Below are 25,553 nucleotides of genomic sequence, written 5' to 3'. Positions count from 1 at the left end.
ATGCCCTACATGGAACAGCTGGAATCGTCCCTATCCGGGCTGGTTTCAGCTGGGGAGGCTGGGCGCAAGGGGGTGGATGGCATGCTGTCACCGCTCAATGGCGCGGTCGGCAGCATCACAGGCGCCGCATCAGAACTGGAAAACATCCCGTTTGTCGGACCCGAGGCCGGGGAAAAACTGGGGCGCATCGTGCGTAGTATCAACGTGGCCCAGTCCCAGGTGGGGCAAGTGGCTTCGATGTATAGCCGTGCCGTCACCGGCGCCGCCCAAGTGCAGGAGCGTCTGGGCACATTCAAGACGATGGCGGCTAAGGTCACAGCCGAGGCCAAGCGGGTGGCGGGACTGGTTAGCCCGTCGCTTGCCAACATCCTACCTTCGGGCGGGCTGCTGGGCTCGGCCACGCCGCTGCCCGAGGCGGTAGCGCCGTTCCCCCACCTGCTGATCATCCAGCCGCACGACCCCAAGCTGCAGCCGTACTACTTCAACCTTGATACCGCGCCCTTTGACGAGCTGCGCCGGCAGGCGTCGTTCCGCTGGGCCGGCCAAGAGCGCTTGCGCCGCAGTGTGGCGCAGCAAGCCGTTGGTCTGGGTGAGGAAAAGATAACGCTCAAGGGCGCGATCTTCCCCCACCACAAGGGCGGCATCAAGCAGCTGAACGTGCTGCGCAGCGTCGGCCGCAACCTGCAGGCGCTGAAGCTGGTCACGGGCTACGGCGAGGTACTGGGTGACTGGTGCTTGGTGAACGTTGAGGAAGAGCAGGGCTACCTGCTGGCAGGCGGCATTCCCCGGAAACAAGGGTTCACCTTGGAGTTTGTGAGCTATGGCAACGACCTGCAGAACGTCTAGCGGGGATTTGTTGGATGTGATCTGCCAGCACCATTACGGGCACCTCAATGGCACCGTGGAGGCGGTGCTGGAGGCAAACCCGGACCTGGCCAGGGAAGCGCAGCCGTACCGCGCTGGCTTGCTGATCCAGTTGCCCGCCCTGTCGGCGCCGGCCATGGAACTACTGCAGCTGTTCGACCGATGACCCCGCGTTACGTGTAACGAGCCCCGCCCTGTGCGGGGTTTTTCATTTCTGGAGCAAGCATGAAACCGACGTACCGTATCGTCGCGGATGGCAAGGACATTACCGCGCTGATCAATGACCGCCTGTTGCTGTTGCGGATATCGGACAAGCCCGGCATGGAGTCGGACGAGTTCGAACTGCGCATTGACGACCGCGACCAGGCTGTTGCGCTTCCTGGGCGCGGCGGCCGGGTGGAGGTGCTGCTGGGCTATGAGGGCCAGCCCCTTAAGCGCATGGGCGCCTTTACCGTCGACGAGGTGCAGCTGTCTGGCCCGCCGGACACCATGACCATTCGCGGCAAGGCCAGCGACATGCGCGGCAGCGGCAAGACCGTACGTAGTGGCAGCTGGGAAAACGTTTCGCTGTCGCAAATCGTCAACGAGGTGGCCAAGCGCAACGGCTGGGAGCCGGTGTGCCCGGTGACCACCAAGATCGAGCGCGTCGACCAGCGCAACGAGTCGGACTTCAACTTCGTCACTCGCCTGGCCAAGCAGTACGACAGCACCGCCAAGGTGGCTGAGGGCAAGCTGCTGGTCATGCCTCGGCAGGGCGGAAAAAGCATCAGCGGCAAGACCCTGCTGGTCGTGACCATCAACAAAACCGAGGTCGGGCGCTACCAATTCCGCTTCGGGGATCGCGGCGCGCAGAAGGCTGTGCGGACCCAGCACCAGGACAAGAAAACCGGCGCCCTGCAGGTGGTCCAGCTGGACAACGACGAGGCCCCCGACGGCCTGCCCCCGGTGCATACCGACCGCCATATCTATCCCGACAAGACTGCCGCCGAGCAGGCCGCCAAGGCGCGCTTGGCGGCGTTCAACCGCAGCACCGCCGGTGTGCGCCTGGAAATGGCCGGGCGTACTGACCTGTTTGCCGAACGCACGATCAACGCCCAGGGCTTCAAGGTCGGCCTGGATGGCGAGTACCTGGTGGACAGCGTCGAGCAGGTATTCACCGCCAGCGGCTGGACTACGACCGTGGAGTGCAACGGCGGCAAGAAGGGCAAGGCCAAGGCCTCGGGCAAAAAGAAGAAAGACGACAACAAGCCGCTCAGGGTTGAGCAGCTGTAATCCTAAAGCCGCACGCGGCAGCAATTGGAAAATGAATGGCTATCTCAGTACAACAGCTACAAAAGATCTACCCGAACGCCGGCCCGAAAGCCGGCGTTTTTGTTCCCGGCCTCAACGCCACCATGGGCAAGTTCGCCATTATCACGCGTCTGCGTATGGCTGCGTTCCTGGCCCAGATAGGGCATGAGTCGGGCCAGCTGCAATACGTGCGTGAACTCGGCAATGACAGGTACCTGTCGAAGTACGACACCGGGCGTCTGGCCCAGCGTTTGGGCAACACGCCTGACGCCGATGGAGATGGCCAGCTTTTTCGAGGGCGTGGCCTCATCCAGGTAACAGGCCGGTTCAACTACGAAGCCTGCAGCGAGGCCCTGTTCGGTGACAGCCGTCTGCTCAATACACCGGAGCTGCTCGAGCATCCAGTCTATGCATCGATGTCGGCCGGCTGGTTCTGGCAGAAGGAGGGACTGAACAGCCTGGCTGACAAGGGCGACATGCTGGCCATCACGAAGCGGATCAACGGCGGTACCAACGGCCTGGATGATCGTATGGCCATCTACAAGCGAGCCCTTGAGGTGCTGCAGTGACCGCCTGGGGCGGTCGCCTGATCGCCGTGGCGACCTTGGCGCTTGCTTGTGCCATCGGTGCCCGGGCAGCGTGGGTATGGCAGGCGAATACCTATGGGAAGCAGCTCGCCGAGCAGGCTGACGACTACCGCAAGCAGCTGGCGGAGAAGGATCGCCTGCACGGCCGTGAACGTGAGGAGGCTGCTGCGGCTGCGCTCAACCAACTGGCAGAGCAGCAGGATGCGCGCCGCGCCGTGGAGGCTCGCCTGCAGGATCAGAACAACACGCACTGGAAGGAAATGAACGATGCTCAACAAGCTCAGGCTCGTCTGCGTGACCGGCTTGCTACCGCTGATTTGCGGCTGTCAGTCCTTGTCGACACCGGAGCCCTTACCGCCCAGGGTTGTGACCGTGGGATGCGAGAAGCCGCCGGCTCCGGAGGCGTGGTACATGACGCCGTACGCGCCCAACTTGACCGAGCGCATGCTCAACGAATTGTCGCCATCACCAATGAAGGCGACCGGGGACTGATTGCGCTGCAGGCCTGCCAGGCCTACGTCCGCGAAGTCACCAAGTGAAAAGAGGCGAGCCGGGTGGATGCGCCAACATCCAGCCCGGCCCGCCGAACCCGCAGACCCTTCCTGCAAGTCCAGCCGTGGCCTCTGCTTTGTGCACAAAGCGCGGCGAGCCTAACACCTGTTTATCCATACAGTAAAGACTTGCATACACTATGACCTCTCCAATCATCCCCTGGATGGGTGGCAAACGCCGCCTGGCCGACCGCTTGATCCCTCTTTTCCCCCCTCATGAATGCTATGTCGAAGTCTTTGCCGGCGGAGCCGCGTTGTACTTCATGCGTCCCCAGCCAGCTCCGGTGGAGGTGCTGAACGATCTCAATGGTGACCTGGTCACCCTTTACCGCGTTGTGCAGAACCACCTGGAGGAGTTCGTGCGCCAGTTCAAGTGGGCGCTCAGTTCCCGTCAGGTCTTCGAGTGGCAGAAGATGACGCGCCCCGAGACCCTGACCGACATCCAGCGTGCTGCCCGGTTCTTCTATCTCCAGCAGCACGCTTTCGGTGGCAAAGTCACCGGGCAGACGTTCGGTACCGCAACCACCGGGCCGGCCATCAATCTGTTGCGTATCGAGGAGAATCTATCCGCCGCGTGGCAGCGACTCGCCGGCACCTACGTGGAGAACCTGTCCTGGCTCGCCTGCGCTGAGCGCTACGATCGAGCACACACGTTCTTTTACATGGACCCGCCTTACTGGCAGACCGCCGGCTATGGCGTGGATTTCCCCTTCGAGGAATACGAGCGCATGGCGGAATTCATGCGGCGCTGCAAAGGTAAGGTCATGGTGAGCATCAATGATCACCCCGACATTCGACGGGTATTTGAGGGGTTTCACTTTGAAACTTTAGATATTTGTTACACTAATACCAATCAGCGTCAAGGTAAAGCCGAGATTACTGGTGAGCTGATCGTTATGAACTGGAACCCTAAAGAATTAGGGCTGCTACTTTAACTGCAAAATTTTTTATCGTAGGCCAAAAAACACTGACTGTAGTCAGCAGCGCTCCTAGTAGAAGGGGGACCGCCCACTTGATGGCTGCTTCGGCGCTCCATTTCAACGCCAGTTTTGGGAGAGAGGGCTCGGTCGGTTTGTCTTGGGTGGCGCTGCTCACTCCGGCGTGGCAATTCTTAGCCTGGATGCGGGGTATGCCTACGGGATTTGTCACCTTAACCAGCGTCTCTCCAGTAGTTGTACAGTCAGTGGCATCGACTTTGCTCTGTCCTTCGACTTCAAACATGGCCATGGGCGTGCATCCTAATGAAGATTGCTAAGGGAGTTAAATTCCAGTTGATAAAATGTTCATCGTGAAAGACGTTTCGGGCGCTTATTCGCACATCGGTACCTTTAACCACTGTTTTCGTGCCAAGGGCTCTAACATTCTTGAGTATTACTGTGCTGTCATTAGCTAAAACAGCAGTCTCCATGTTGGTGAATGTTCCGCCTGTCATTTCAAAAGTGGAGCCGCCTTCGATTTTTACGCCGATCATCCAGTTTCTCCAATGGCAATGTATGTTCATTAACAGAGTATAGTGGCATTTTGCAAGCCTTCGCTTCCCTTTCACCAAGCGGCAGAGGCTATGCTCAACCGATAAACCAGCCGGTGATATCAATCCAATGGTTGGAGCGAAGGTTTTGGTTGTTCAGGACCTGATCGATGTTGATGAGCTCCTTCAGGTGCTAATCCGCAGACGCCAACTCCCATGCGGTGGCATTAGCGCCTGTCGGTTATCCAGCAGGCGCACATTGACGTAGGAATGATCTCGCAGCTACTGTATGTTTATACAGTTTATCCGGATCCTTCCCTATGACCATCTCCTTCATCGGTACGCCCACGGGCGGGCCCGCGATGCTGCCGGTGTACTCGTTCCGTGTACCGGCAGGCTTCCCATCGCCAGCTGCTGATCATCTAGAGCGACACATCTCCCTCGACGAGCTCTTTGATTTGAGAGCTCCGCATGTTTACCTGGTGCAGGTTGAGGGCGACAGCATGCAGGGCGCCGGTATTTATTCCGGGGATTTGCTGATCGTAGACCGTAGTCGTGATGCCGAACACGGTGACATCGTGATTGCGGCCATCAACACGGAGCCGGTGTGTAAGCGGCTATACCGGCGTAACGGGGTGGTGATCCTCCAGTCTGAGAACCCGGCTTACCCGTCCAGGCATGTCATGGAAGGTGATGACCTGGTGATCTGGGGCGTGGTCCGCTACAGCGTGCGTGACCATGCGCAGTGACCAGGTGTTTGCGCTGATCGACTGCAACTCGTTCTATGCGAGCTGTGAGCGTGTGTTCCGACCGGATCTGGCCAAGACACCCATCGTGGTGCTGAGCAACAACGACGGTTGCGTGATCGCTAGGTCGTACGACGCGAAGCCGTTCGTCAAAATGGGCGAGCCATACTTCCAATGTAAAGACACGCTGCAGCGGCACGGCATTGTGGCCTTCTCATCAAACTATGCGCTCTACGGCGACATGAGCGAGCGCGTCATGTCGCTGATTGAGTCGATGGTGCCGGCGGCAGAGGTGTATTCGATCGATGAATGCTTTGCCGATTTGACCGGGGTTCAGGGCAACCTTACCGAGTTCGGTCGCCAGGTGCGGGCCAAGGTGCTCAAGTGCACCGGCATCCCGGTAGGGGTAGGTATTGCCCGTACCAAGACTCTTGCGAAGCTGGCCAACCACACTGCGAAGCGGCTGCAGGCGCAGACCGGAGGCGTGGTCGACATCTGCGACCCATTCAAGCGAGACTGGGTGTTGCGCAACACCGAGGTCAAGGAAGTCTGGGGGATCGGCCGGCGGATGACGGCGCACCTTGAGTCGATGAGAATTCGCACGGCGATGGACTTGTCCAAGACGGACCCGTGGACGCTGCGCCAGAAGTTTAGCGTGGTCGTTGAGAAGACCGCCCGGGAGCTCGCCGGCACACCGTGCCTTGAGCTCGAGGAGGCTGTGCCGCCTAAGCAAGAGATCTGCTGCAGCCGGATGTTCGGCAAGCGCCTGACTGAATTGGCGCCGATCAAGCAGGCGGTGGCCAGCTATGCCGGCCGGGCGGCCGAGAAGCTACGGGGGCAGGGTTCTGTGTGCAAGCGTATGCGAGTGAGCATCCGCACGGGCATGTTCAACCCGGACGAAGCCAAATACGCCAAGGGCGTTCTGGTGGAGCTGCCGTATCCCACCAACGATACGTTGCTGCTCACCAGGGCGGCCACCGAGGCGGTGGAGCAGGTCTACCGGTCAGGGTATCGATACAGCAAAGCCGAAGTGCTGCTAATGGATCTTCGGCAGCCGGGCGAGTTCACCGACGACTTGTTCGCGGTGACGCAGCCGGTGGCATGCGACCGGCTGATGTCGGTGCTGGATGAGATAAATGGTAAGTACGGCCGGGGGACGATGCGTACGGGCAGCGTCCCCCAAACCCCCGATTGGGGGATGCGCCGCGAGATGATGAGCCGCTCATATACAACCCGGATCGATCAGCTGTGGCGGGTGCGTTGAGCATTAGCATAGAACGTGTTGACCGCCCCGGCCATTTACCTGCCGCCCTTAATGCCCAGTTTCTTTTGAGGCTATTCCTCATTATAGATGAGGGACGTTTTTGCTGAGCTTGGAGGTTGTACACGATGCATTAGGGGCTCGTCTTGTGAAATGGCGCGGGAGTCTTCCTGCTGTTTTTCTTTGAGTACGGCGAGCACTTTTACCGCCAAAGATAAGAAATTTTGAAGGAATCCCCTGCTTAGGCGTAACGAATGAAATGAAACGTGGTGCGCAAGTGCTGGTGGTGAGGACTGGGAAGGGTCGAAAACTAGTACTGTCTTAGCGGTCTCGTATGAGTTTTGGTCTAGGTGAGCAATCCATTTATCGCGCATGTGCTTTAATGAGATGTGGGTACTGATTTCTTGTTCATTTAGATGCTTTTTGATGTGGCATAGATATAGGTTTCTTTGTTGCGCAGCTCTGAGGAAGTGGTAATTTTGGAATACATTACCACGGATGAATTAACTAGGCTTGTGACAATTAGTGCTGTTGGGTCTTTGCTAGATAATTCGAATGACTGCTGAGTGTTCTCGCGTCCAATCAGGTCTATAGCTATCTGCAGCGTTGGAATGATTTGCTCTTCAAAGTCTTTTATTGTCAGTTGATTTAAGTTGCAGGCCAGGGCGCGCTCGTCTGTCAGCTCAATAAGAGGGCATTTGGTGTCATTGTGAATGAAGCTGACTTTGCAGGATCCGTTGGCTAATGTATCTTTATGTATAATTACATCTTGTGGAAATGATCTGTTCATATGATTTCATCCATGTGGTGTTTTGCAGAACATTGTTAATGCCTGTCTAATCGAAATCCCAGTCTATGTGTGGCTGGGCAAACCATACGCCTCTCTATGCCATTTTAGGTCCATTGATGCACTGATTCTTGGATAAAAAGCGCCAAAGCTCTGATGTATTGGGGGTTGGGCTGTTCTTGCTACAGCCACAATCTGGGTGTATGCAACGAGGAATTATCAGTCGTGATCTTCGATTAGGCGCAAAAAGTGTGGAAAGTTGGAATAATCAAAGTTCTCATCCACTTCTGAGATCCGCGCTATGATCTGGTTGTGGTCGGTCTCAGCTCGGCCCCGATGGTAGGTTTGATTGTTCACTACAATGCGTTCTAGCATGAAGCGTAGCGCGTCGGCGTCAAAAAGGCTAAGGTTTGGCTGGATTGCGTTTTGGAATCTTGAGTCCGCAGTGTTAAAGCTTCCGCTTCTAGCGTAATAAGCCCCCATTAGCTTGCAGCAATTTCTTTGCCATTCTGCCGAGTCTTCAAATGAAAGAAGTATAGTCCATAGTTCTTGATCGATCGTTGGGTTGTTAGCGCCAGCAATCCAAGTCAAGAGATCACTATAATGGGCTTCAAGACTGTTTTTGGTAAACCATCCAAGAATTTTGCCGTGTTCATCATTTTCGATGTGATGCGATATTTTTAGTTGTGCTGCATCTGGTAGGCAGGCATAAAGCTGAGGGTTTTTTGCAAGGTAATAAGTCAGGTAGGTCAGTCTCATTCCGCCTGATGCAATGTTGCCGTAGAAGTCTTGATCTTCTCTGATTGTGTCGGGGATGCGAGTGTGCTGTCGGGCGCTGATGCATTCGAGTACATGCAAGTGAAGTTGTCGATATTTGTTGCATTCCTCATTATCAAGTCTGAATGTGAGTTTCCAGAATGTTTTAAATAGAGCCATTTGTGTCTCTGGCTTTAAGCGTCGGAGATATCTGGTTTCTAAGTATTGGTTAACTTTGGTGCGGGTGTTTAGGGCGTCGGCGCTCTCGGAAATGTCTGCTAATAATTCATCTGTAATCTTGTTCGTGTAAAATGGAGGTTTTGTTAGTAGTCCTTCTAATGTATTTCTAAGTAGTGCTCTAGTTGTGTCCTTGTTAGGTGAGTGTAGTTCACGGTCTCGATTGAGTGTGGGGTGGGCTGAAAGGTGTCGTTGTTTTTGCAGTGACCTCAGGTTCTCGTACTCTAGGGAGTCAATTAATTGTGTGTTTCTGAAAACCTCGTCTACTAAGGTTATTTCCCAGGCTGACGAAGTTGGTTGGTTCTCTTGGGTCGCGCCGATGTCAGCTAAAATTCTCCTGGCTGTAGCGTCGTTGTAGATATCCACAAGGCTCTGAAGCTTGTAAATTATGTCACATACAGCTACTGACCATAGCATAACCACTGCAGATCGATAGTTTTCGTTTTGATACGAAGACAGGACTTCTTTGAAGTAAAGCTTTGTCTTTGAAAAATGGATCTCTTCTGAAACATGTTCTATTGAAAAAGTACCCATAAGTAGCCTCTTGTCAAAAGGGGTAAGCTTCCAGCGTTAATCATGACGCTTGGGAAGGACTCGATGGCAGGGTGCCATCGAAAAGGCTGACGATAAAGAGGGAGGCAAGAGGACAAGAGATACAGTGGTAGAAAAGTGGTACAGGCATGATGTGGAAGGTGTAGAGGCCTTATGGAATAAGGTCTCTGAAAAAACTATGCCCAATCCATCATAGGTGCAACGCTGAACCGGCGAGAGGGCTCAGGGCGCGTGGTTTGTGGCTTTGAGGCTGATTCTAGGGGCATTCTGGTCTACGCATTTTTGTGCCATTTTTTGGGGTTTTTGGTGTGGTGGTGGTGCGATGTACCAATGCCAGCCACGCTTGTACCACCGGAAATCATGGCAACGATTAGAGCAAGGAAAAAGGCCGATGGAACGGTTGGCTATACCGTTCAGATCTGCCTCAAGAAAAAGGGTGTCCTAGTCTACCAAGAAGACCGGACGTTCGCCCGTAGGCAGGCTGCTCAACGCTGGGCGAAGCGACGGGAGACCGAATTGGCCAGGGCGGCGTGGGGCTATGAGATTGACGCGCAAGCAATGCCAGATGCGCGCCTCGTGCTGAAGAAATTCGGGTACAACCATAAAAGACACGGACTCAATCGGCACAGCCTGGTCGAAGGCATGCAAGATGAAAGGGATAGAGGACCTGCACTTCCACGACTTGCGTCACGAAGGGGTGAGTCGGTTGTTTGAAATGGACTGGGACATACCCAGGGTCTCAAGCGTATCTGGTCACCGTGATTGGAACTCGCTGCGGCGATATACCCATTTGCGTGGGCGAGGGGATGGGTATAAAGGTTGGAAGTGGCTGGATCGGATCATTCAGGCACCGGTTAAACTCGGCGCCCGGGCTGAGTAGGCGGGTGGATAACGATGCTACCTCTATATGCGCTTAGTGGTGGTAGGCATCGGCTGTGTGTCGATTGCGGGCAGTCGCGAACGGCTGCTCTCGACCCTTTGCAGCCATTCGAGGTACCAAACCAAGAGCGACTCAAAAATCACATCCGCACGTGATCGATTGTCATTGCTCTTGACCCGTCGTTGCCCCCCCCTAAAATAGCGATCCCAAATCAAGGAACGATTTCATGATCACCTGTCATGTCAGGTACATCATCGACCCCCATCAGATCAATGCGTTCGAACGCTATTCTCGCTCTTGGATTCCGGTAGTAACCCGAATGGGTGGCCAGCATCACGGCTACTTCCTACCGGCTGAAGGAGCAAATAACGTCGCGTATTGCCTCTTTAGCTTCTCCAGCCTTGCCGACTACGAACGGTATCGGCAAGAAGCCGCAGTCGATCCTGAATGTGTACGTTTGGTTGAGGAAGCGTCCGAATTGAAGTTCATCGTGAGCTACGAGAGAACCTTCCTTCGCCCTTTGCTTGCGTGATGCTCAGGCAACCTCAGCGTCATGCGTATTGAGTCGGTCTGGCCTAACATCGTCACACTCATGCGAGTTTCAATGGATCGATAGCCAGCGCCCCTATGCGTGGCTGCGCTACGTACTGAAACTGTTGCCGCATACGTCAACAGTTGGTGACTTCGAAGCGTTGTTGCCGTGGAACTGTAAGCCAGTAATGCCACGGTAAACTAAGACCTCACCTTGTAGGCAGGTGGGGTTGATAAATTGGTTCGATTTTTCAAGTAAGGACACAAGCATGACCAAGTACAAACTCATCCTGCTCCTGCTGGCGACTGCGGGAATGGCGGGCTGTGTAACCACCGAGCAGATGCCGGACGGGACCACCAAGATTCGCTTTTCGGACGAGGCTGTCAATTCGCTGACCTCGATGATGCCTAATGCCCTTGTGACCGGGGTTGCGGGTGGTGCAGGTGGGGGGGCGGTCAACCTTATCCCCACTATAAGCCCGCTGGGGACCGGTGAGCCACTGTACCTCAATGGGCAGTTCGAGCTGCAATGCGCATCTGCTTTGCTTTACAGCGCAAAGTCTGGGCGGCCGCTGGAGGCGCAGATTAGTAATAAATGCCGCTCCAGCTACTTCTTGCGCCAGGAGCAGCTCAGGATGGCGGGCAAGCCCTATGATCGGGGGGCGCCAGCTTATGAGCCGTCCAATCCGCCAAATGAATACTGGGCCAAAGTGGTGGGTCGCACGGTAAGCCAGTTGGCGGCTACGGATAAGTTCCCTGCGCGGTTTGCCGGGTATCCGCGGATCGAGAACGGTGGCGGTATCACGATTGCCGTACGTTTGCTGGGGGAAACCCAAGGGACTTATGCTGCATTGGCGACCACGCCAGCACGTACGCCGGTTGTTCTGGATGATGCGCAGTTCGAGCTGGGGATGCGCCAGCGTGCGGCTAGTGTCAGCAACCAGGTCGTGGATGCTATCGCGTGTGATGCGGTGCTTGCTTACAGCAAGACCGTGGACAAGGGGCCTAGGCCATCGAGCATTTATGCCAGTGCATACACGCGGTATGAGGTGTTGTTCACGGTTGCATCCATGGGGTGCAAGGACAGCACCCGGCAGTTCAAGACTGCTTCGCGATAGCGCGTGAGTTCACCTGCTTTTGTCGGTTTTGTGCCTGCATTTTTGGCTAAGGGTTCATGTTCCAGATGCCGTCTGCGGCTGACTCGATGATCCCTGTGGTGGGTATATCGGCAGCGTTCAGCCAGTCTTGGCTGACGTCAGCCTGCTGTGCGGCACGTTCGTGGGCAAACTCGCGAGCCAGGATGGAGCCCTCGACCGATGTTACGAGCGTTGGGTAAGCCTGGCCACACTCGCCCAGCAAGGGCTGCATGTGTTCAACTGCACCTTGTCGGCATTCATTTTCATGAGCTGAACTGCTCTGGAGCCCTTCATGCAAGATGATGAAAATACCTGCCACGACTTAGGTGCCGAGATGGAATTGCCGGATGGCGTTTTTCCGCCGATGTCTGGCTACACCCACGAAGATCTGTCTGCGGTTGCCCAGATCGCTACCCAGGCTTTCCTGGAAAGACAGGGCGTTGACCCTGGCCTGATTCGCGAAACCATCATTTCACTGGTCTCTCATCTGTACGCCAAGTTTGAAGAGCAGGGTGTCGAGTTCCAGATCGCGACGTGGTATCAGAAACCGTATGACAACCTGGACAGGCGTAAGCGCAGCGTCACCAGCATGGCTGAAGAGTTCGGAGTGCTTGCACTGCATGCCTCGGCGGACGCTTTGCGAGGATCGCCACTCATGACCAGGGGGCGTGAGTTCTGGGAACCACTCATCGACCAGGCCGGGTTTGCAATACGTGATCACATTCTGAGGTTGAATGCGGACTGATCCGACGTATGTTCATAGGGAAATGGCATGAATGATTCATTGCACGTCACGGTGCACTTTGATGGTACTGGCAGCAACAAGGACATGGCCAGCCCAAGGCTACCCACACCAATGTTGCCCGATTCCGAGCGCTGTACGACGCTGACATTCATCCGCCACCCTGTGCCAGACTGCCGGTGGGCATGCTAACGACAGGCGGATCGAAGGAGGTGGCGGATGGATCACAACTGGGGTGCGGGCAGGCGCGGTGGCGGCCTGGATGGCGGTTATACCGGGTCGCTGGACCATGCGATCTCCAACTTGCATGTCGGGCGCAGCCAGGGGCAGCAAGAAGGGCGCAAGGAGGGCTTCGATGAAGGGCATTCCCACGGCTACTCGCAAGGCTGGGATGCGGGGGCGGCGTGCGCCAATGAAAAATTGGAGCCGCTGAGGGGGCATCTCCGGCAGTATTTCGAGGAGGCAGTGCAGCTCAGGGCCGTTGTAGAGCGCCAGGAGAAAATGATTGACCTGATGTACCAACAACTCTCCCAAGTCGCAAAAGCGGGCAAGCGCGCCGAGGGCGGACAGACGACGGGAATGTCAAAAGCGTTTGAGGCGTTGCAGAGCACCAATGACCTGTTGCAGGCAAGGGTTGAGGTCATGGATGAGCATTATGCAGCAGCGCTCGAGCAATCCAGGCTTCGAGACCAGCAGTACAAGCGCAGCTTGGTGTTCATGCAGGCAGTGCAAGGGGTTCTTGAAGAACTTGTCGCCAACGATACCCCCGAGGCACTGCACATCCGGCAGCGTTTTGTTGAGCGTTACCAGGATCAGGTTGCCCAGGGTTTACGAGGCGGGGATATCCAGATTGCCCCGGAACTGGACGAGGTGTTCCAGAAACTATTGCCCGAAACCCAGCAATTCATTTTAAGGATGCAGCATTCCGTCGCCCCGGGGCAGGATGCTGACGGCCCCTAACCAATGCTTTAGGCCCTCAGGCAGGGGCAGCACTTATCGAGGGTCTTCGGGCGCCTGACACGTGCCTTCTATCACGCCGTGCCGCGGCGTGGAGAAATCACAGCTCTCGCCTTCATGGCGACTGGCGCACGAACGCTAGGCAGAGACTGGCTGTCGACGCTCCCAATACAACACCTTGATGCGATTGCGAGCTTTATTGAGGAAGACAGTAGGGCAGGCAGTTGTTGGTGATTTGGTGCTGTATTGTAGCCTCTGTTGAATGTCCGCAATGGGTCGTTAGCTGCCCTCGCCAAAGGCAGGTCCGGGTTGATCGTCGACGATGTCGCCGGCCACCGGCGCCTTGCCAGGCGAAGTGCAATCTCCCGGGTAGCCGGCCCGAAACGTCTTGTTTACGGGCAAAACCGGGGACTGTATGACGAGCTGAAGGCCAACTCTGCCAACGCGCAGAAGGTCGGCGGCATCCTCGACAAGAACCTGACCGAGCGCCGCGAAACCTCGGCCCAGCAATGGGCGGAGACGGTGCAGGCGGCTGACGACGCCATGCGTAGCATTGGCGATGCCATCCGCCCGGCCACTGACATGGCGGCCAGAGGATTGACCGCTGTGGCCCAAGGCATCACCAAACTGTCGGACGGGTTCCCGGCGGTCGTGATAGGCATTGGCGGCGTTGTGGCGGCCATTCTGGCGTTCAAGACAGCGTCCAGTGCCTTCAAGATCGGGCGGGGTGTGCTTAATATCGCGTGCGGCCGCCGGCTGGGGCGTGCCGCTCATGAAGACAACGCGGTCACAGACTTGCCTAAAACTGGCAGCAAGGTGATCGACGCTGGTCTGGGTGTATTGGGCAATGGCTCACTGCCTTGGGTGGGGTAAGTAACAGGTAACTGACCGCTGCGCACAGGCAGCTTCCTTGATAGGCCTCTTTCACTGGCGCTTCCGTGCAGGTGGGAAGCGCCAGCGTAACTGCCCCGGCTTGATCCGTCGACTGGCCAGGGCGGCCTGTTGGCCGCTTTTCAGTGCTGCGCGCTATCCACCGCGATGCTTTCACCGGAAACGTCGGCATACCTGGCACTGCGATCGGCTATGGCGTAATGAATCAACCCGCCCAAACTGGCGCCGAAGAACCACGAGAACTGCGACAGCGTGTCGAACGCTGGCACCAGCGCCAGCACGATGGCGATCAGCGCAGCGGGGATGAACGCCGCTACGGCGCGCAGGTTGACCCCGCCCTTGTAGTGGTAGGCGGCCTCGGTGCTTTCGCTGTACAGCTGCGGCAGGTTCACCCGGCTGCGACGCACCAGGTAGTAGTCGGTGACGATGATGCCGTACAGCGGGCCGAGCAGGGCGCCCAGGCCGCCGAGGAAATACACGATTACGGACGGGCTGTTGTACAGGTGCCAAGGCAGGATCACCACCGCGATGCCGGCGCTGAGCAGGCCCGCGCGGCGGAAGTTCAGCAGGTTCGGGGCCAGGTTGGCGAGCACGTAGGCCGGGGCGACGAAATTGGCCATGATGTTCACCGCCACGGTGACGATCAGGAAGGCCAGGCAGGCCAGCACCAAACCGGCGGTGCTGGGGATGGCGGCGACGATTTCGGTGGGGCCCTGCACCAGCTTGCCGTCGATGCTGAACTGCGCACCGGCGAGTACCACGGCAATCAGCGCGAAGCCGAGCATGTTCACGGGCAGGCCCCAGAAGTTGCCCACGCTGATGGTGCGCCGGTCTGGGCAGTTGCGGGTGAAGTCGCAGAAGTTGAGGATCATGGTGCCGTACAGCGAGACCCACAGGGCGGCGGCGCCTAGCACTTTCAGCCACATTGTCGAGCCGGTCGGGGCGTTGCCGCTGGACCAGGCAATCGACAAGCCACTGCGCCAGTACATCCAGCCCGCCAAGCAGGCGAATGCGACCAGAATGATCGGCCCGGTGATGGACTCGAAGCGGCGTACCATCTCCATGCCGTAGGCGAAGATCGCCACCTGCACGCACCAGATACCGAGGAAGGTGACCCAGCCCAGTGTCGACAGGCCAAGGATTGCGTTCTGATCGTAGGCCTTGAGGTCTGGCACGATGGCGGTGAGCAGCACGCGCAGCACGACCGAGGCGAGGTACGTCTGGATGCCGAACCAGGCAATGGCGATCACCGCGCGGATCAGGGCCGGGATCTGTGCACCGTGGATGCCGAAGCTGATCCGGCACAGGACGGGGTAGGGTAGGCCGGTTTTCTGGCCCATGTAGCCGGACAGGTTCATCAGGCCGTAAATCACCAGCGCGCCGAGGGCGAAGGCGCCAAGGATTTGCGCGCCACTCATGCCCAGGGCGAACAGACCGATGGCGAAGGAGTAGTTGGCGATGTTGTGCACATCGTTGGTCCACAGCGCAAACAGGCTGTAGCGCCCCCAGGTGCGATTTGCCGCGCGGGTTGGCGCGAGGTCGGCGCTGTACAGGCGCGGGCTCAATGCCAGCTGAACGGGCTCGGCCGTTTCGACGGGTAGCGCGTCAAGGTGGCCAACATCGGAACGTGAAATCGACGCCATCGGAACTCCATGATGGTTGTGTACTTTTATTGTTGGATTTGTATACAAACAAGATTCGTACCAACCCGCAGGTTTCATGGGATTTGCCGTTTTCTCGGCGTTTTGCTGCCTTTTGCTGCGATGGATCGGGCCTTGAAGTGGGAAGTTCGTGCACATTCGTGTGTGCAGTTGTTACCGCTGGCGCAGGTTGACGCAGTGAACGGCTGGCTTTACGGGGCGTGTTCCGACTAAGCTGGGGGCAGGGTTCCAAGGGGGCAATTCGATGTTGCATGTATCGCTCGGACTGGGTCTGTTAATGGCCGTCGCCTTGGTCGAAGCGGCTCCCCTGCAGGTCCCCACCCCGGCCCAACTCAGGAGCCAGCTCGACAGCCTCAAGCCTGGACAGTTTCTCTGGTACCCGCAGGTCTCGCCGGTGGGGCCGGTGACTGTCGTGGTCAGCCTCACCGAGCAACGTGCCTATGTGTACCGCAATGGCATCGCCATCGGCGTCAGCACCGTGAGCAGCGGCAAGCCAGGCCGGGAAACCCCCACCGGGGTATTCAGCATTCTGCAGAAAAAGGTTGAGCATAAATCCAGCCTCTACAACAGCGCGCCGATGCCGTACATGGAGCGCCTGACCTGGGACGGCATTGCCCTGCACGCTGGACACCTACCGGGGTACCCCGCCTCGCATGGTTGCGTGCGGCTGCCCATGGACTTTGCCAAGAAGCTGTACGAAGTGACCGGTTTCAGTTCGACCACGGTCATTGTTTCCGACACCCACAGTGCTCCGGTGGAGGTCTACCACCCCGGGGTACTGGCGCCCACGGTCAGCGATGGTAAAGCCCAAGGCCCGTTGGTATTGAGCAATCAACAGTTCTGGAACGACCCCGACCCGACGGCAGGGCCGCTGTCGATCCTGATCAGCCGCGCCGACTTGCGGGCCTACGTGTTTCGCGGTGGCCAGCTGGTCGGATCGGCACCGGCACTTTCGCTTGAAAGCAGCCCGCATCGCAGTGGCATGGCGGTGTATTCCCTGCTGCAAAAGCCATCTGCCCCGGCACTCGATGGCGCGCTACCCTTGCATTGGTCGGTGGTGGGCCTGAGCAACCCGGAGTACGGGAGCACGCCCTATGAACAATTGGGCCAATTGAGTATCAACCCGGAATTCCGCCGCCATTTACGGGCGGCGATGGACGTTGGCACGATGCTGGTGATCACCGACTGGGCATCCACCCGGGATACCCGTAGCAATGGACAATTCACCGTAATCAGCACCGAAGGCAGTCAAGACGTTAAACCATTGGTCAAGAAATGATCGGCAATGCTGCAGGAATCAAGCAAAGTAGCCGCTTTTGGCTGCAATCATGGCAACAACGGCCAGGTTTTCATCAGGGTAATCCATGTCGATCTTCAAACCATTGCGGGGAGCCGCGCGGCTCTCGTTGGCCAGTATTGGCCTGTTTTTTCTCAGCGCCTGGCAAGCCGCCCACGCGCAACCTCTGCCGAGTGCCGCCGAGCTGCAGCAGTTGGCACCGAGCGCCAGCCTGTCGACCCTGGCCCTGGCACTCACCGCCTATGCATGCGCCAGTCACAGCGATGCGCAGAAGTTGCTGACGGTGATCGATTACTCCAAGGCCTCGCGTGACAAACGCTTGTGGGTGTTCGACCTGCGTGCCAGGAAGCTGTTGTTCGAGGAATGGGTCGCCCATGGCAAGAACAGCGGCGCCGATGTACCGACGGCGTTCTCCAACGCGCCGAACAGCTACCAGTCGTCTATCGGCCTGTATGAGACCGGCCAGACCTACAGTGGCAAGCACGGCCGCTCGCTGCGCTTGCAGGGTCTGGAGCCGGGGTTCAATGACAACAGCATGTCGCGGGCGATTGTGATGCATGCCGCCGCGTACGCCGACCCCAAGGTGGTGCCCGGCCTCGGTCGTTTGGGGCGCAGCCAGGGGTGCCCGGCTGTTCGGCCGGCCATTGCCGGCAAGCTGATCGAGACGCTGCAACGCGGTAGCTATGTGTTCGCCTATTACCCGCAGCGGGACTGGCTGAAAACATCGCGTTTTCTTAACGCCCAGAGCTGCCCGCTGGCGAATCAGTCGATTGCCAGCAAGTAGGGGAAGTGGCGGGCCAATCCTGTCCGTCCAGCGTAATGAGCTGCATGAGCCCCTAAACGCTACGTGTCACGCCGCCATCAACCCTGATGTTCTGCCCCGTGATGTAGGCCGCGCCGTCGCTGGCAAGAAACGCAATGGTGGCGGCGATTTCCTCGCTGGTGCCATAACGCTTGAGCGGCACGCTGTCGCGGCGTTGTTCGGTGGCCGGCAGGCTGTCGATCCAGCCGGGCAGGACATTGTTGATCCGCACGTTATCCCCGGCGAAGTTGTCGGCGAAGATCTTGGTGAATGCGGCCAGGCCCGAGCGGAAAACGGCAGACGTCGGGAACAGCTCACTAGGCTCGAACGCCCAGGCGGTGGAAATGTTGATGATCACGCCACCCTTCTGGCGCTGCATGAAAGGCGTTACCAGACGCGTCGGGCGAATGACATTGAGCAGGTAAGTGTCCATGCCCTTGTGCCAGTCCTCGTCGCTGATCTCCAGGATCGGCGCGCGCGGCCCATGGCCGGCGCTATTGACCAGCACGTCGATACGGCCCCATTTTTCCACCACGGCGTCGACCAGGCGTTGCAAGTCTTCGACCGACTGGTTGCTCCCGGTTACACCAATGCCGCCAAGCTCGGTAGCCAGCGCCTCACCCTTGCCCGATGAAGAAAGGATGCCAACCTTGAACCCGTCAGCGGCCAGGCGACGTGCTGCTGCAGCGCCCATGCCGCTACCGCCGGCGGTAATAATCGCAACTTTTTCTACTGACATGCTGCCTCCAGAACTGAAATGGCTGATTGCTTAGGTGTACTTACCTTAGCAGTAGCCCCAGTGGCGAGGGAGGCAGGCGAACTTTATCGTGACAGTAGATTAACTATTGCCAGCCTGCTGCCTTAGCCAGTGTTGAACCACGTCAAGCGACTCAGGCTGCTGCAGTTTGCGCGGCCACACCAGGTAGAACGACTTGTCCAGCCGGAGCGGCTGGTCGAAGACCTGAATCAGCCTGCCTGCGGCAATGTCGTCACCGACGAATGCCAGGCTGGCCAACGCAATGCCCTGACCACTGATGGCGGCATCAATAGCCAATTAAGTCTGGTTGAACCGCAGGTTTCTGGCGGTCGGTTGGGCGTGGTGTGGGAACACGGCTGCAAGGTACCGGGGCCAGAAGTCATGGGCATCGTGAAGCATGATGAACGCTTGCAGCTGTTCGAAGCAGGTGGGGATGTTGGTGCCCTCGAACAACGCTGGGCTGGCCACGGCGACGATGTGCTGTTCCATCAACAGTTCGCTGTTCAACCCCGCGCCAATTTCGGGCTTTCCATAGCGCACCGCGATATCTACGCCGTCGGTACTGAAGTGAGACAGCCGATCGGTGGCCAGGACCCGCAGATCGATGTCCGGGTGGCTTTGCGCAAAGTTGCCGAGCCTGGGAATAAGCCATTTCGAGGCAAAGGTGGGGGTAACGCTGACCGTCAGGTGAGACGTCTGCGGGCGCAACAGGCGGGTTGCCTCATCGATCATCGCCAAGGCACTGCGAATGCTGCCGCTATAACCCAGGCCCGCATCGGTCAGTGCCAGGCCCCGGGGCAGGCGCTCGAACAAACGAAGGTTCAGGCTTGCTTCCAGCCCGCGTATCTGCTGAGCAACGGCTGCCTGGGTCACCCCCAGCTCCTCGGCAGCCAAGCGGAAGTTGAGGTGGCGGGCAACCACTTCAAACACACGTAGCGCGTTGAGTGAGGGTAAGTCAGGGAAACCGTTTGGCATGACGATGGAGGTGGCCGGGCTGTAAAGATTCAATGCCGAGGCTACTCCCTGAGCACCATTAAAGAAACCCACGCCACCGCAGCCAATCCAGCGCTGTTTCCCTTAAGCCACGCCGTTATCGGCTGCACATTTGCATCGCTGTGCTTGACTCGTGAATTTTTTCATGTAATTTTTCATGAAAAATAACTCTAAAAATTTCACGGCAGTCCGAAACGATGAAGATGCACGAAGAGGTTGAAGCCCTCGCGATCCTTATTCACGACCTGCGCAAATTCAAGAACCTGACCCTGGGTGAGCTGGCCGAGCGCATCAACCGCTCGGTTGGGTTCCTCTCTCAGGTCGAACGCGGTGTTTCGCGCCCGACCGTGGCCGACCTCACCGCCATCAGCGAAGCGCTCGGCGTGTCGACCGCGTACTTTTACAACCTGAGCAAGCCCCGCAGCATCGGCTGGGTCACGCGCCCCCACGAGCGGCGCACGCTGTACCTGGAGTCGGGCATCACCGATGTGCTGGCGTCGCCCACCATCGCCGGCGCCTTCTCCATGCTCGACAGCCATCTTGAACCCGGCGCCACCAGTGGCGAGGCGTACCTGAGCGACCGTTCCGAGCAGGGCTGCTTCGTGCTCGAAGGTGAGCTCACGGTATGGCTGGACCAAGGCGAGGCCGTGACCCTGCAGGCCAACGACTGCTTCCAGCTGCAACCCCACGCGCAGTTCCGTTACGCCAACCTGACGGCAAAACCCACCCGCGTGCTCTGGGTCTTCAATTGAATTCGTTCAACTCACAAGGATAAGAAGATGAGTGTCATCTTTCCGGATCTGCTGACTGAAGTGCGCGCGTTCCGGGCGCAGCACCCGGCCATACGTTATGTCGACCTGATTGCGCTGGATATCCCCGGGCACTTCTACGGCAAGCGCTACCCCATGGACATGCTGGAAAAGGTCGCCGCCGGCGCCCCTCTGAAGCTGCCACAGAACTGCGTGCTGCTCGGTACCCAGGGTGGGCTCTACCCGATTGGTGACTACTGCTTCGCCGACGGCGACCCGGACGCCGCCCGGCGCCTGGTGCCCGGCACCCTGAAACCGGTGCGCTGGGAAAAGGAAGCGATCGCCCAGATGCTGATTACCTCCGACGGCACCGCCCAGCCGATCGAGTTCGAGCCCCGTGAGGTGCTGGCCCGCGTTATCGAACGCCTGGCCAAGCGTGGCATTCGCCCGGTGGTGGCGTTTGAGCTGGAGTTCTACCTGTTCGACCGCCAGCTGGATAACGGCCTGCCGCAGTACCCACGTGACACGGCGACCGGGGATGAAGACGATCAGCCGAACATGCACATCGAGCGGCTTTCGCGTTTCTCGTCAGTGCTGCACGAAATGGTGGATGGCGCCAACGAACAGGGTGTGCCAGCGAACGTCATCACGGCGGAGCTGGGCCCAGGCCAGTTCGAGATCAACTTCTCCCACAGCGACGATGCCCTGAGTGCGGCGGACTGGTCGGCGCTGTTCTGCCGCAGCACCCGGGGTATCGCGATGAAGCACGGCTACCGTGCCAGCTTCATGAGCAAGCCGTACCTGGATGCACCAGGCAGCGGCATGCATGTGCACGTCAGCCTGTACGACAGCGCTGGCAATAACATCCTTGCAGGTGCCGAACAACGCAAGCTGCGCCATGCGGTAGCGGGGTGCCTGGAATTGCTGCCGCACTGCATGCCGATCTTCGCCCCCAACCACAATGCTTATCGCCGCTATGGCGCCATGGTCAACGCGGCGAGCAAGGCCAGCTGGGGCTTCGAAGACCGTGATGCGTGCATTCGCATCCCCGAGTCCGACCCGCGCAACCTGCGCATCGAACACCGCCTGGCGGGCGCCGATGCCAACCCGTACCTGGTGCTGGCGGCCATCCTGACCGGCATGGAGCATGGCCTGGACCGCGGCGTTGAGCCCATCGCCCCGCTGAACGACAACCGCCAGAGCGGCATCGACTTCCCCAAGGATGCCCTCGGTGCCCTGGCCGCCATGCGTCACCACCCGGCGGTCAACCAGGGTTTGGGCAGTGAGTTCGTGATGGTGTATTGCGAAAACAAATACCAGGAGCAACTGGACTTCATGCGCCACATCGATGCCCGCGAATACCGCTGGTTCCTGTAGCTGGCGCCGTTCGTACAGCGATGCCTTTCAACGTTCAAACACCACGCGCAATACCGATTTGCCGGAGGAAGATATGCCACGTGTGCCCGTTATTGGCATTACCGCATGCACCAGCATGATTGAGCAGCATGCCACCCAGACCATCGCCGAGAAGTATGCACGCGCGGCGGCCAAGGCGGCCTGTGGCTTGCCCATCGTGATACCCAGCCTCGGTGAGCTGATGGACAGCGCCGATATTCTCGACGTGGTGGACGGGCTGATCTTCACCGGCTCGCCGTCCAACATCGAGCCGTTTCACTACAACGGCCCGGCCAGTGCCGAGGGCACCCATCACGACCCTCTGCGTGATGCCACCACGTTGCCGCTGATGCGTGCGGCTATCGCTGCCGGTGTGCCGGTACTCGGCATTTGCCGCGGTTTTCAGGAAATGAACGTGGCACTGGGCGGCACCCTGCACCAGAAGGTGCACGAGGCCGGGGTGTTCATGGACCACCGTGAAGGTAAGGGCGAGCCCATCGAAAAGCAGTATGGCCCGCGCCACACCATGCATGTAGAGCCTGGTGGCCTGCTCGACCGCATGGGTTTGCCGGCGATCTTCGACGTCAATTCCATCCATGGTCAGGGCATCGATGTACTGGCCCCGGGGCTTAGGGTGGAAGCGCTGGCACCCGATGGCCTGGTGGAAGCCATTTCGGTCGAGAACGGCAAGGGTTTTGCCCTTGCGGTGCAATGGCACCCAGAGTTCCAGGTCATGGACAACCCGCACTACCTGACCCTCTTCCAGTCCTTCGGCAAGGCCTGCCGGCAGCGCTCGGTATTGCGCCAGAAGCTGTTGCTGTCTGCCTGAAAGCGACCTTTCCCAACTAGAAAACGTACCTGCGCAGCCTGGCTGCGCAACGCGATGGAGTGAAAGCAATGAGTGAACAGAATTCGCAAACCCTGGCCTGGCAGGCCATGAGCCGCGACCACCACCTGGCGCCGTTCAGCGATGTGAAGCAACTGGCCGAGAAAGGCCCGCGCATCATCACCTCGGCCAAGGGCGTGTACCTGTGGGACAGCGAAGGCAACAAGATTCTCGATGGCATGGCCGGCCTATGGTGCGTGGCGGTTGGCTATGGTCGCGATGAGCTGGCCGAAGTCGCCAGCCAGCAGATGAAGCAACTGCCTTACTACAACCTGTTCTTCCAGACCGCTCACCCGCCTGCGCTGGAGCTGGCCAAGGCGATCGCCGATGTGGCCCCGCAAGGCATGAACCATGTGTTCTTCACCGGCTCCGGCTCCGAAGGCAACGATACCGTGCTGCGCATGGTTCGCCATTATTGGGCGCTGAAGGGCCAGAAGAGCAAGAAGGTGATCATCGGCCGCATCAACGGTTACCACGGCTCTACCGTGGCAGGCGCCGCCCTGGGCGGCATGAGCGGCATGCACCAGCAGGGCGGGGTGATTCCGGACATCGTGCACATCCCGCAGCCTTACTGGTTCGGCGAAGGTGGCGACATGACCGAGGCCGACTTCGGCGTGTGGGCGGCCGAGCAGCTGGAGAAGAAGATCCTCGAAGTTGGCGAAGACAACGTTGCCGCCTTCATCGCCGAGCCGATCCAGGGCGCCGGTGGCGTTATCATTGCGCCGCAGACCTATTGGCCGAAGGTGAAGGAGATCCTCGCCAAGTACGACATCCTGTTCGTCGCCGACGAAGTGATTTGCGGCTTTGGGCGTACCGGTGAGTGGTTCGGGACCGACTACTACGACCTCAAGCCCGACCTGATGACCATCGCCAAGGGCCTGACCTCTGGCTACATCCCCATGGGCGGGGTGATCGTGCGTGACGAAGTGGCCCAGGTACTCAGCGAAGGTGGCGACTTCAACCACGGTTTCACCTATTCCGGCCACCCGGTGGCGGCGGCGGTGGGCCTGGAGAACCTGCGCATCCTGCGTGATGAGCAGATCATCCAGCAAGTGCACGATAAAACCGCGCCGTACCTGCAACAACGCCTGCGCGAGCTGGCCGACCATCCGCTCGTAGGCGAAGTGCGTGGCCTGGGCATGCTCGGTGCGATCGAGCTGGTGAAAGACAAGGCCACCCGCGCCCGTTATGAAGGCAAGGGCGTGGGCATGATCTGCCGCCAGCACTGCTTCGACAACGGCCTGATCATGCGCGCCGTGGGCGACACCATGATCATCGCGCCACCGCTGGTGATCAGCATCGAGGAGATTGACGAACTGGTGGAAAAGGCCCGCAAGTGCCTGGACCTGACGTACGAGGCTGTTCGCTAAGCGGCCGTTGGCTGCACCGGGGTCGCAAGGCGGCCCCGGTTTGCCTGGCTGGCAATAAGTACACCTGTGAAGCATTTTGCTTTGTGAGTCGTATCATGTACTTTTCAGGGCATTCATTTCCTGTCTGAAAGTCGCGATTCAACTATGAAAGTGCACGAAGAAATCGAAGGCCTGGCAGTACTGATTCGCGACCTGCGCAAGTTCAAAGGCCTGACCCTGGGCGATCTGGCCCAGCGAATCGGCCGTTCGGTGGGCTTTTTGTCCCAGGTCGAGCGGGGCGTATCACGCCCGACCGTGGCCGACCTTACCGCCATCAGCGAAGCGCTGGGTGTCTCGACCGCCTATTTCTACAAGCTGGAAAAACCCCGCGAGCTCGACTGGGTCACCCGCCCGCACGAGCGTCGCACGCTTCACCTGGCGGGCGGCATCACCGATGTACTGGCGTCCCCCACCATATCGGGCGCGTTCTCCATGCTCGATAGCCATCTGGAACCGGGGGCCAGCAGCGGCGAGGAGTACCTGGACGACAGCTCGGAGCAGGGCTGCTTCGTGCTCGAAGGTGAACTGACCGTGTGGCTGGGCGGCGGTGAGCCGGTAACGCTGCGCGCCAATGACAGCTTTCAGCTGCAACCCCACGCCAGTTTTCGTTACGCCAACCTCACCGACAAGCCCACGCGGGTACTCTGGGTATTCAGCTGAGAGGCCCGCTCGGCGTGTCTCGGTTGGCCAGGAAAGATGACCTGCAAACACTGTCAGGGCTGCATAGGGTATCCTTGCGCCACGCAATCAACTTCTAAGCAGTGAACTGAACGATGGGTTTTGAACAACTAGCAGCGCTACGCGACCGCCTGCGGGCGGAAAAACAGCAGGTAAAGGCCGAGAGCCCGAAACAGCCAAAGCGCAAGCCGTCCCCGCAGGCGAAACCGCGCGAGCAGGATCCGGCGGTCGCGGCGATCTGGCCATTGCAGAAGCATTTTCCGTTGGCCTTCCCGGTCAACCCGGCCCCCAAGGTGCCGCTCAAAGAGGGCATTTTCAAGGATGCCGAGCAACACCTGGAGCTGCTCGGGCTAACCCGTGAGCAGCTCAAACTGGGCATCTCGACCTGGTGCCGGGGTGCCCGGTACTGGGCAAGCATGGTCGAAAACGCACCACGCGTGGACTTGACCGGCCAAGCCGCTGGCACTGTGACCGCCGCTCAGGCACTGCATGCCAAGCAGCAGGCATCGCGGCAGCGCAGCCGGGACCGTCGCAACCGTGCGAAGTCGAAAGCACAGGCTCCGGCCCCCGCCGCTGACACCGCAGCGGCCCCCGCCGCCGACTGAAACGCCCGGGCGGCTTGCCTGGTGCAAGGCCAACGTGAATAAGGCAGTGGCGTAGGCCTTCACTCGACCAAGGCAAGCCATGGCC

General features: G+C 58.7%; 27 protein-coding genes and 4 pseudogenes. 23 read left to right on the top strand and 8 right to left on the bottom strand.

What is annotated here, in order from left to right; all coding sequences use genetic code 11:
- The 6 genes from D8767_RS19640 to D8767_RS19615 all read left to right on the top strand — a co-directional run bounded on the left by D8767_RS19640 (window position 1) and on the right by D8767_RS19615 (window position 4,227).
- Window positions 1-846 carry a phage tail protein gene (locus D8767_RS19640; protein ID WP_122048362.1) on the top strand — a complete coding sequence of 282 codons (846 nt, stop codon included), beginning with the start codon at window positions 1-3 and terminating at the stop codon, window positions 844-846.
- A complete protein-coding gene (locus tag D8767_RS19635) occupies window positions 821-1,030 on the top strand; it encodes a tail protein X (protein WP_122048361.1) in 210 nt (69 codons plus the stop codon). The genes D8767_RS19640 and D8767_RS19635 overlap by 26 nt, the downstream gene beginning before the upstream one ends.
- A gap of 59 nt (window positions 1,031-1,089) precedes the next feature.
- Complete coding sequence (locus D8767_RS19630) at window positions 1,090-2,136, top strand: phage late control D family protein (protein WP_122048360.1); 1,047 nt, start codon at window positions 1,090-1,092, stop codon at window positions 2,134-2,136.
- A gap of 35 nt (window positions 2,137-2,171) precedes the next feature.
- A complete protein-coding gene (locus D8767_RS19625) occupies window positions 2,172-2,723 on the top strand; it encodes a glycoside hydrolase family 19 protein (protein WP_122048359.1) in 552 nt (183 codons plus the stop codon).
- Complete coding sequence (locus D8767_RS19620) at window positions 2,720-3,280, top strand: lysis system i-spanin subunit Rz (protein ID WP_122048358.1); 561 nt, start codon at window positions 2,720-2,722, stop codon at window positions 3,278-3,280. Before D8767_RS19625 ends, D8767_RS19620 begins: the two co-directional genes overlap by 4 nt.
- 152 nt (window positions 3,281-3,432) lie before the next feature.
- A complete protein-coding gene (locus tag D8767_RS19615; RefSeq protein WP_122048357.1) occupies window positions 3,433-4,227 on the top strand; it encodes a DNA adenine methylase in 795 nt (264 codons plus the stop codon).
- A 278-nt stretch (window positions 4,228-4,505) separates the two neighbouring features.
- Here D8767_RS19615 and D8767_RS19610 read toward each other — a convergent pair whose 3' ends face one another.
- A complete protein-coding gene (locus D8767_RS19610) occupies window positions 4,506-4,763 on the bottom strand; it encodes a hypothetical protein (protein WP_122048356.1) in 258 nt (85 codons plus the stop codon).
- 317 nt (window positions 4,764-5,080) lie between these two features.
- On the opposite strand from D8767_RS19610, the gene D8767_RS19605 reads away from it, so the two are divergent.
- Window positions 5,081-5,509, top strand: a complete 429-nt coding sequence (locus D8767_RS19605; RefSeq protein ID WP_122048355.1) for a LexA family transcriptional regulator — start codon at window positions 5,081-5,083, stop codon at window positions 5,507-5,509.
- The gene (umuC, locus tag D8767_RS19600) at window positions 5,499-6,770 is read left to right on the top strand and encodes a translesion error-prone DNA polymerase V subunit UmuC (RefSeq protein WP_122048354.1); all 1,272 of its coding nucleotides are present in this window, start codon (window positions 5,499-5,501) and stop codon (window positions 6,768-6,770) included. Before D8767_RS19605 ends, umuC begins: the two co-directional genes overlap by 11 nt.
- Before the next feature lie 409 nt (window positions 6,771-7,179).
- Here the strand turns inward: umuC and D8767_RS28825 are convergent, their stop codons facing one another.
- Entirely contained in the window at window positions 7,180-7,557 is a 378-nt protein-coding gene (locus D8767_RS28825) for a hypothetical protein (protein WP_163002509.1), read from the bottom strand.
- Window positions 7,558-7,773: 216 nt separating this feature from the next.
- Window positions 7,774-9,081, bottom strand: a complete 1,308-nt coding sequence (locus D8767_RS19595; protein ID WP_122048353.1) for a hypothetical protein — start codon at window positions 9,079-9,081, stop codon at window positions 7,774-7,776.
- A gap of 378 nt (window positions 9,082-9,459) precedes the next feature.
- Between D8767_RS19595 and D8767_RS19590 the strand changes: the two are divergent.
- The 4 genes and pseudogenes from D8767_RS19590 to D8767_RS19575 all read left to right on the top strand — a co-directional run bounded on the left by D8767_RS19590 (window position 9,460) and on the right by D8767_RS19575 (window position 11,628).
- Window positions 9,460-9,979 (top strand): annotated as a pseudogene (locus D8767_RS19590) (tyrosine-type recombinase/integrase).
- Between the two features lie 226 nt (window positions 9,980-10,205).
- On the top strand, window positions 10,206-10,511 hold the full coding sequence (locus tag D8767_RS19585) for an NIPSNAP family protein (RefSeq protein ID WP_016714925.1): 306 nt from the start codon (window positions 10,206-10,208) through the stop codon (window positions 10,509-10,511).
- 76 nt (window positions 10,512-10,587) lie between these two features.
- Window positions 10,588-10,710, top strand: a pseudogene (locus D8767_RS29325) (transposase domain-containing protein); the annotation flags it as partial.
- Window positions 10,711-10,779: 69 nt separating this feature from the next.
- Window positions 10,780-11,628, top strand: coding sequence for a hypothetical protein (locus D8767_RS19575; protein WP_016714926.1), 849 nt, complete (start codon window positions 10,780-10,782; stop codon window positions 11,626-11,628).
- A 46-nt stretch (window positions 11,629-11,674) separates the two neighbouring features.
- Here D8767_RS19575 and D8767_RS19570 read toward each other — a convergent pair whose 3' ends face one another.
- Window positions 11,675-11,878 (bottom strand): hypothetical protein, encoded by a 204-nt coding sequence (locus D8767_RS19570; protein WP_016714927.1) that lies wholly within the window; start codon window positions 11,876-11,878, stop codon window positions 11,675-11,677.
- A gap of 60 nt (window positions 11,879-11,938) precedes the next feature.
- On the opposite strand from D8767_RS19570, the gene D8767_RS19565 reads away from it, so the two are divergent.
- From D8767_RS19565 to D8767_RS19555, 3 genes are all read left to right on the top strand, one after another.
- A complete protein-coding gene (locus tag D8767_RS19565; RefSeq protein WP_016714928.1) occupies window positions 11,939-12,391 on the top strand; it encodes a hypothetical protein in 453 nt (150 codons plus the stop codon).
- A gap of 216 nt (window positions 12,392-12,607) precedes the next feature.
- Window positions 12,608-13,348 (top strand): hypothetical protein, encoded by a 741-nt coding sequence (locus tag D8767_RS19560; RefSeq protein ID WP_016714929.1) that lies wholly within the window; start codon window positions 12,608-12,610, stop codon window positions 13,346-13,348.
- Window positions 13,349-13,603: 255 nt separating this feature from the next.
- The gene (locus D8767_RS19555) at window positions 13,604-14,218 is read left to right on the top strand and encodes a phage tail tape measure protein (protein WP_305955413.1); all 615 of its coding nucleotides are present in this window, start codon (window positions 13,604-13,606) and stop codon (window positions 14,216-14,218) included.
- On the opposite strand, the pseudogene D8767_RS29320 reads toward D8767_RS19555, so the two are convergent.
- Window positions 14,190-14,303: pseudogene (locus D8767_RS29320) on the bottom strand (GFA family protein); the annotation flags it as partial. The gene D8767_RS19555 and the pseudogene D8767_RS29320 sit on opposite strands and share 29 nt — an antisense overlap.
- Window positions 14,304-14,358: 55 nt before the next feature.
- Window positions 14,359-15,879 carry an NCS1 family nucleobase:cation symporter-1 gene (locus tag D8767_RS19545; RefSeq protein WP_016714931.1) on the bottom strand — a complete coding sequence of 507 codons (1,521 nt, stop codon included), beginning with the start codon at window positions 15,877-15,879 and terminating at the stop codon, window positions 14,359-14,361.
- 262 nt (window positions 15,880-16,141) lie between these two features.
- On the opposite strand from D8767_RS19545, the gene D8767_RS19540 reads away from it, so the two are divergent.
- Window positions 16,142-17,176 (top strand): L,D-transpeptidase, encoded by a 1,035-nt coding sequence (locus tag D8767_RS19540; RefSeq protein WP_029380327.1) that lies wholly within the window; start codon window positions 16,142-16,144, stop codon window positions 17,174-17,176.
- An 85-nt stretch (window positions 17,177-17,261) separates the two neighbouring features.
- Window positions 17,262-17,978 carry a murein L,D-transpeptidase catalytic domain family protein gene (locus D8767_RS19535; protein WP_029380328.1) on the top strand — a complete coding sequence of 239 codons (717 nt, stop codon included), beginning with the start codon at window positions 17,262-17,264 and terminating at the stop codon, window positions 17,976-17,978.
- Window positions 17,979-18,030: 52 nt separating this feature from the next.
- Here the strand turns inward: D8767_RS19535 and D8767_RS19530 are convergent, their stop codons facing one another.
- The gene (locus D8767_RS19530) at window positions 18,031-18,735 is read right to left on the bottom strand and encodes an SDR family oxidoreductase (protein WP_016714934.1); all 705 of its coding nucleotides are present in this window, start codon (window positions 18,733-18,735) and stop codon (window positions 18,031-18,033) included.
- A gap of 99 nt (window positions 18,736-18,834) precedes the next feature.
- Window positions 18,835-19,728, bottom strand: a pseudogene (locus D8767_RS19525) (LysR substrate-binding domain-containing protein).
- 215 nt (window positions 19,729-19,943) lie between these two features.
- Between D8767_RS19525 and D8767_RS19520 the strand changes: the two are divergent.
- From D8767_RS19520 to D8767_RS19495, 6 genes are all read left to right on the top strand, one after another.
- Window positions 19,944-20,498 carry a helix-turn-helix domain-containing protein gene (locus D8767_RS19520; protein ID WP_016714936.1) on the top strand — a complete coding sequence of 185 codons (555 nt, stop codon included), beginning with the start codon at window positions 19,944-19,946 and terminating at the stop codon, window positions 20,496-20,498.
- A 27-nt stretch (window positions 20,499-20,525) separates the two neighbouring features.
- Window positions 20,526-21,872: a glutamine synthetase family protein gene (locus D8767_RS19515; RefSeq protein WP_016714937.1), complete on the top strand. Its 1,347-nt coding sequence runs from the start codon at window positions 20,526-20,528 to the stop codon at window positions 21,870-21,872.
- Window positions 21,873-21,945: 73 nt separating this feature from the next.
- Complete coding sequence (locus D8767_RS19510; protein WP_019098729.1) at window positions 21,946-22,719, top strand: gamma-glutamyl-gamma-aminobutyrate hydrolase family protein; 774 nt, start codon at window positions 21,946-21,948, stop codon at window positions 22,717-22,719.
- Between the two features lie 68 nt (window positions 22,720-22,787).
- On the top strand, window positions 22,788-24,146 hold the full coding sequence (locus D8767_RS19505; protein WP_016714939.1) for an aspartate aminotransferase family protein: 1,359 nt from the start codon (window positions 22,788-22,790) through the stop codon (window positions 24,144-24,146).
- 144 nt (window positions 24,147-24,290) lie between these two features.
- The gene (locus tag D8767_RS19500) at window positions 24,291-24,845 is read left to right on the top strand and encodes a helix-turn-helix domain-containing protein (protein ID WP_016714940.1); all 555 of its coding nucleotides are present in this window, start codon (window positions 24,291-24,293) and stop codon (window positions 24,843-24,845) included.
- 113 nt (window positions 24,846-24,958) lie between these two features.
- On the top strand, window positions 24,959-25,468 hold the full coding sequence (locus D8767_RS19495) for a ProQ/FinO family protein (protein ID WP_016714941.1): 510 nt from the start codon (window positions 24,959-24,961) through the stop codon (window positions 25,466-25,468).
- Window positions 25,469-25,553: the final 85 nt, after the last annotated feature.

The sequence above is a fragment of the Pseudomonas sp. LTGT-11-2Z genome, assembly GCF_003691445.1.
Taxonomy (GTDB): Bacteria; Pseudomonadota; Gammaproteobacteria; order Pseudomonadales; family Pseudomonadaceae; genus Aquipseudomonas; species Aquipseudomonas monteilii.
Note: the sequence above shows the minus strand (reverse complement) of the source record. Positions and strands in the feature narration are given on the sequence as shown.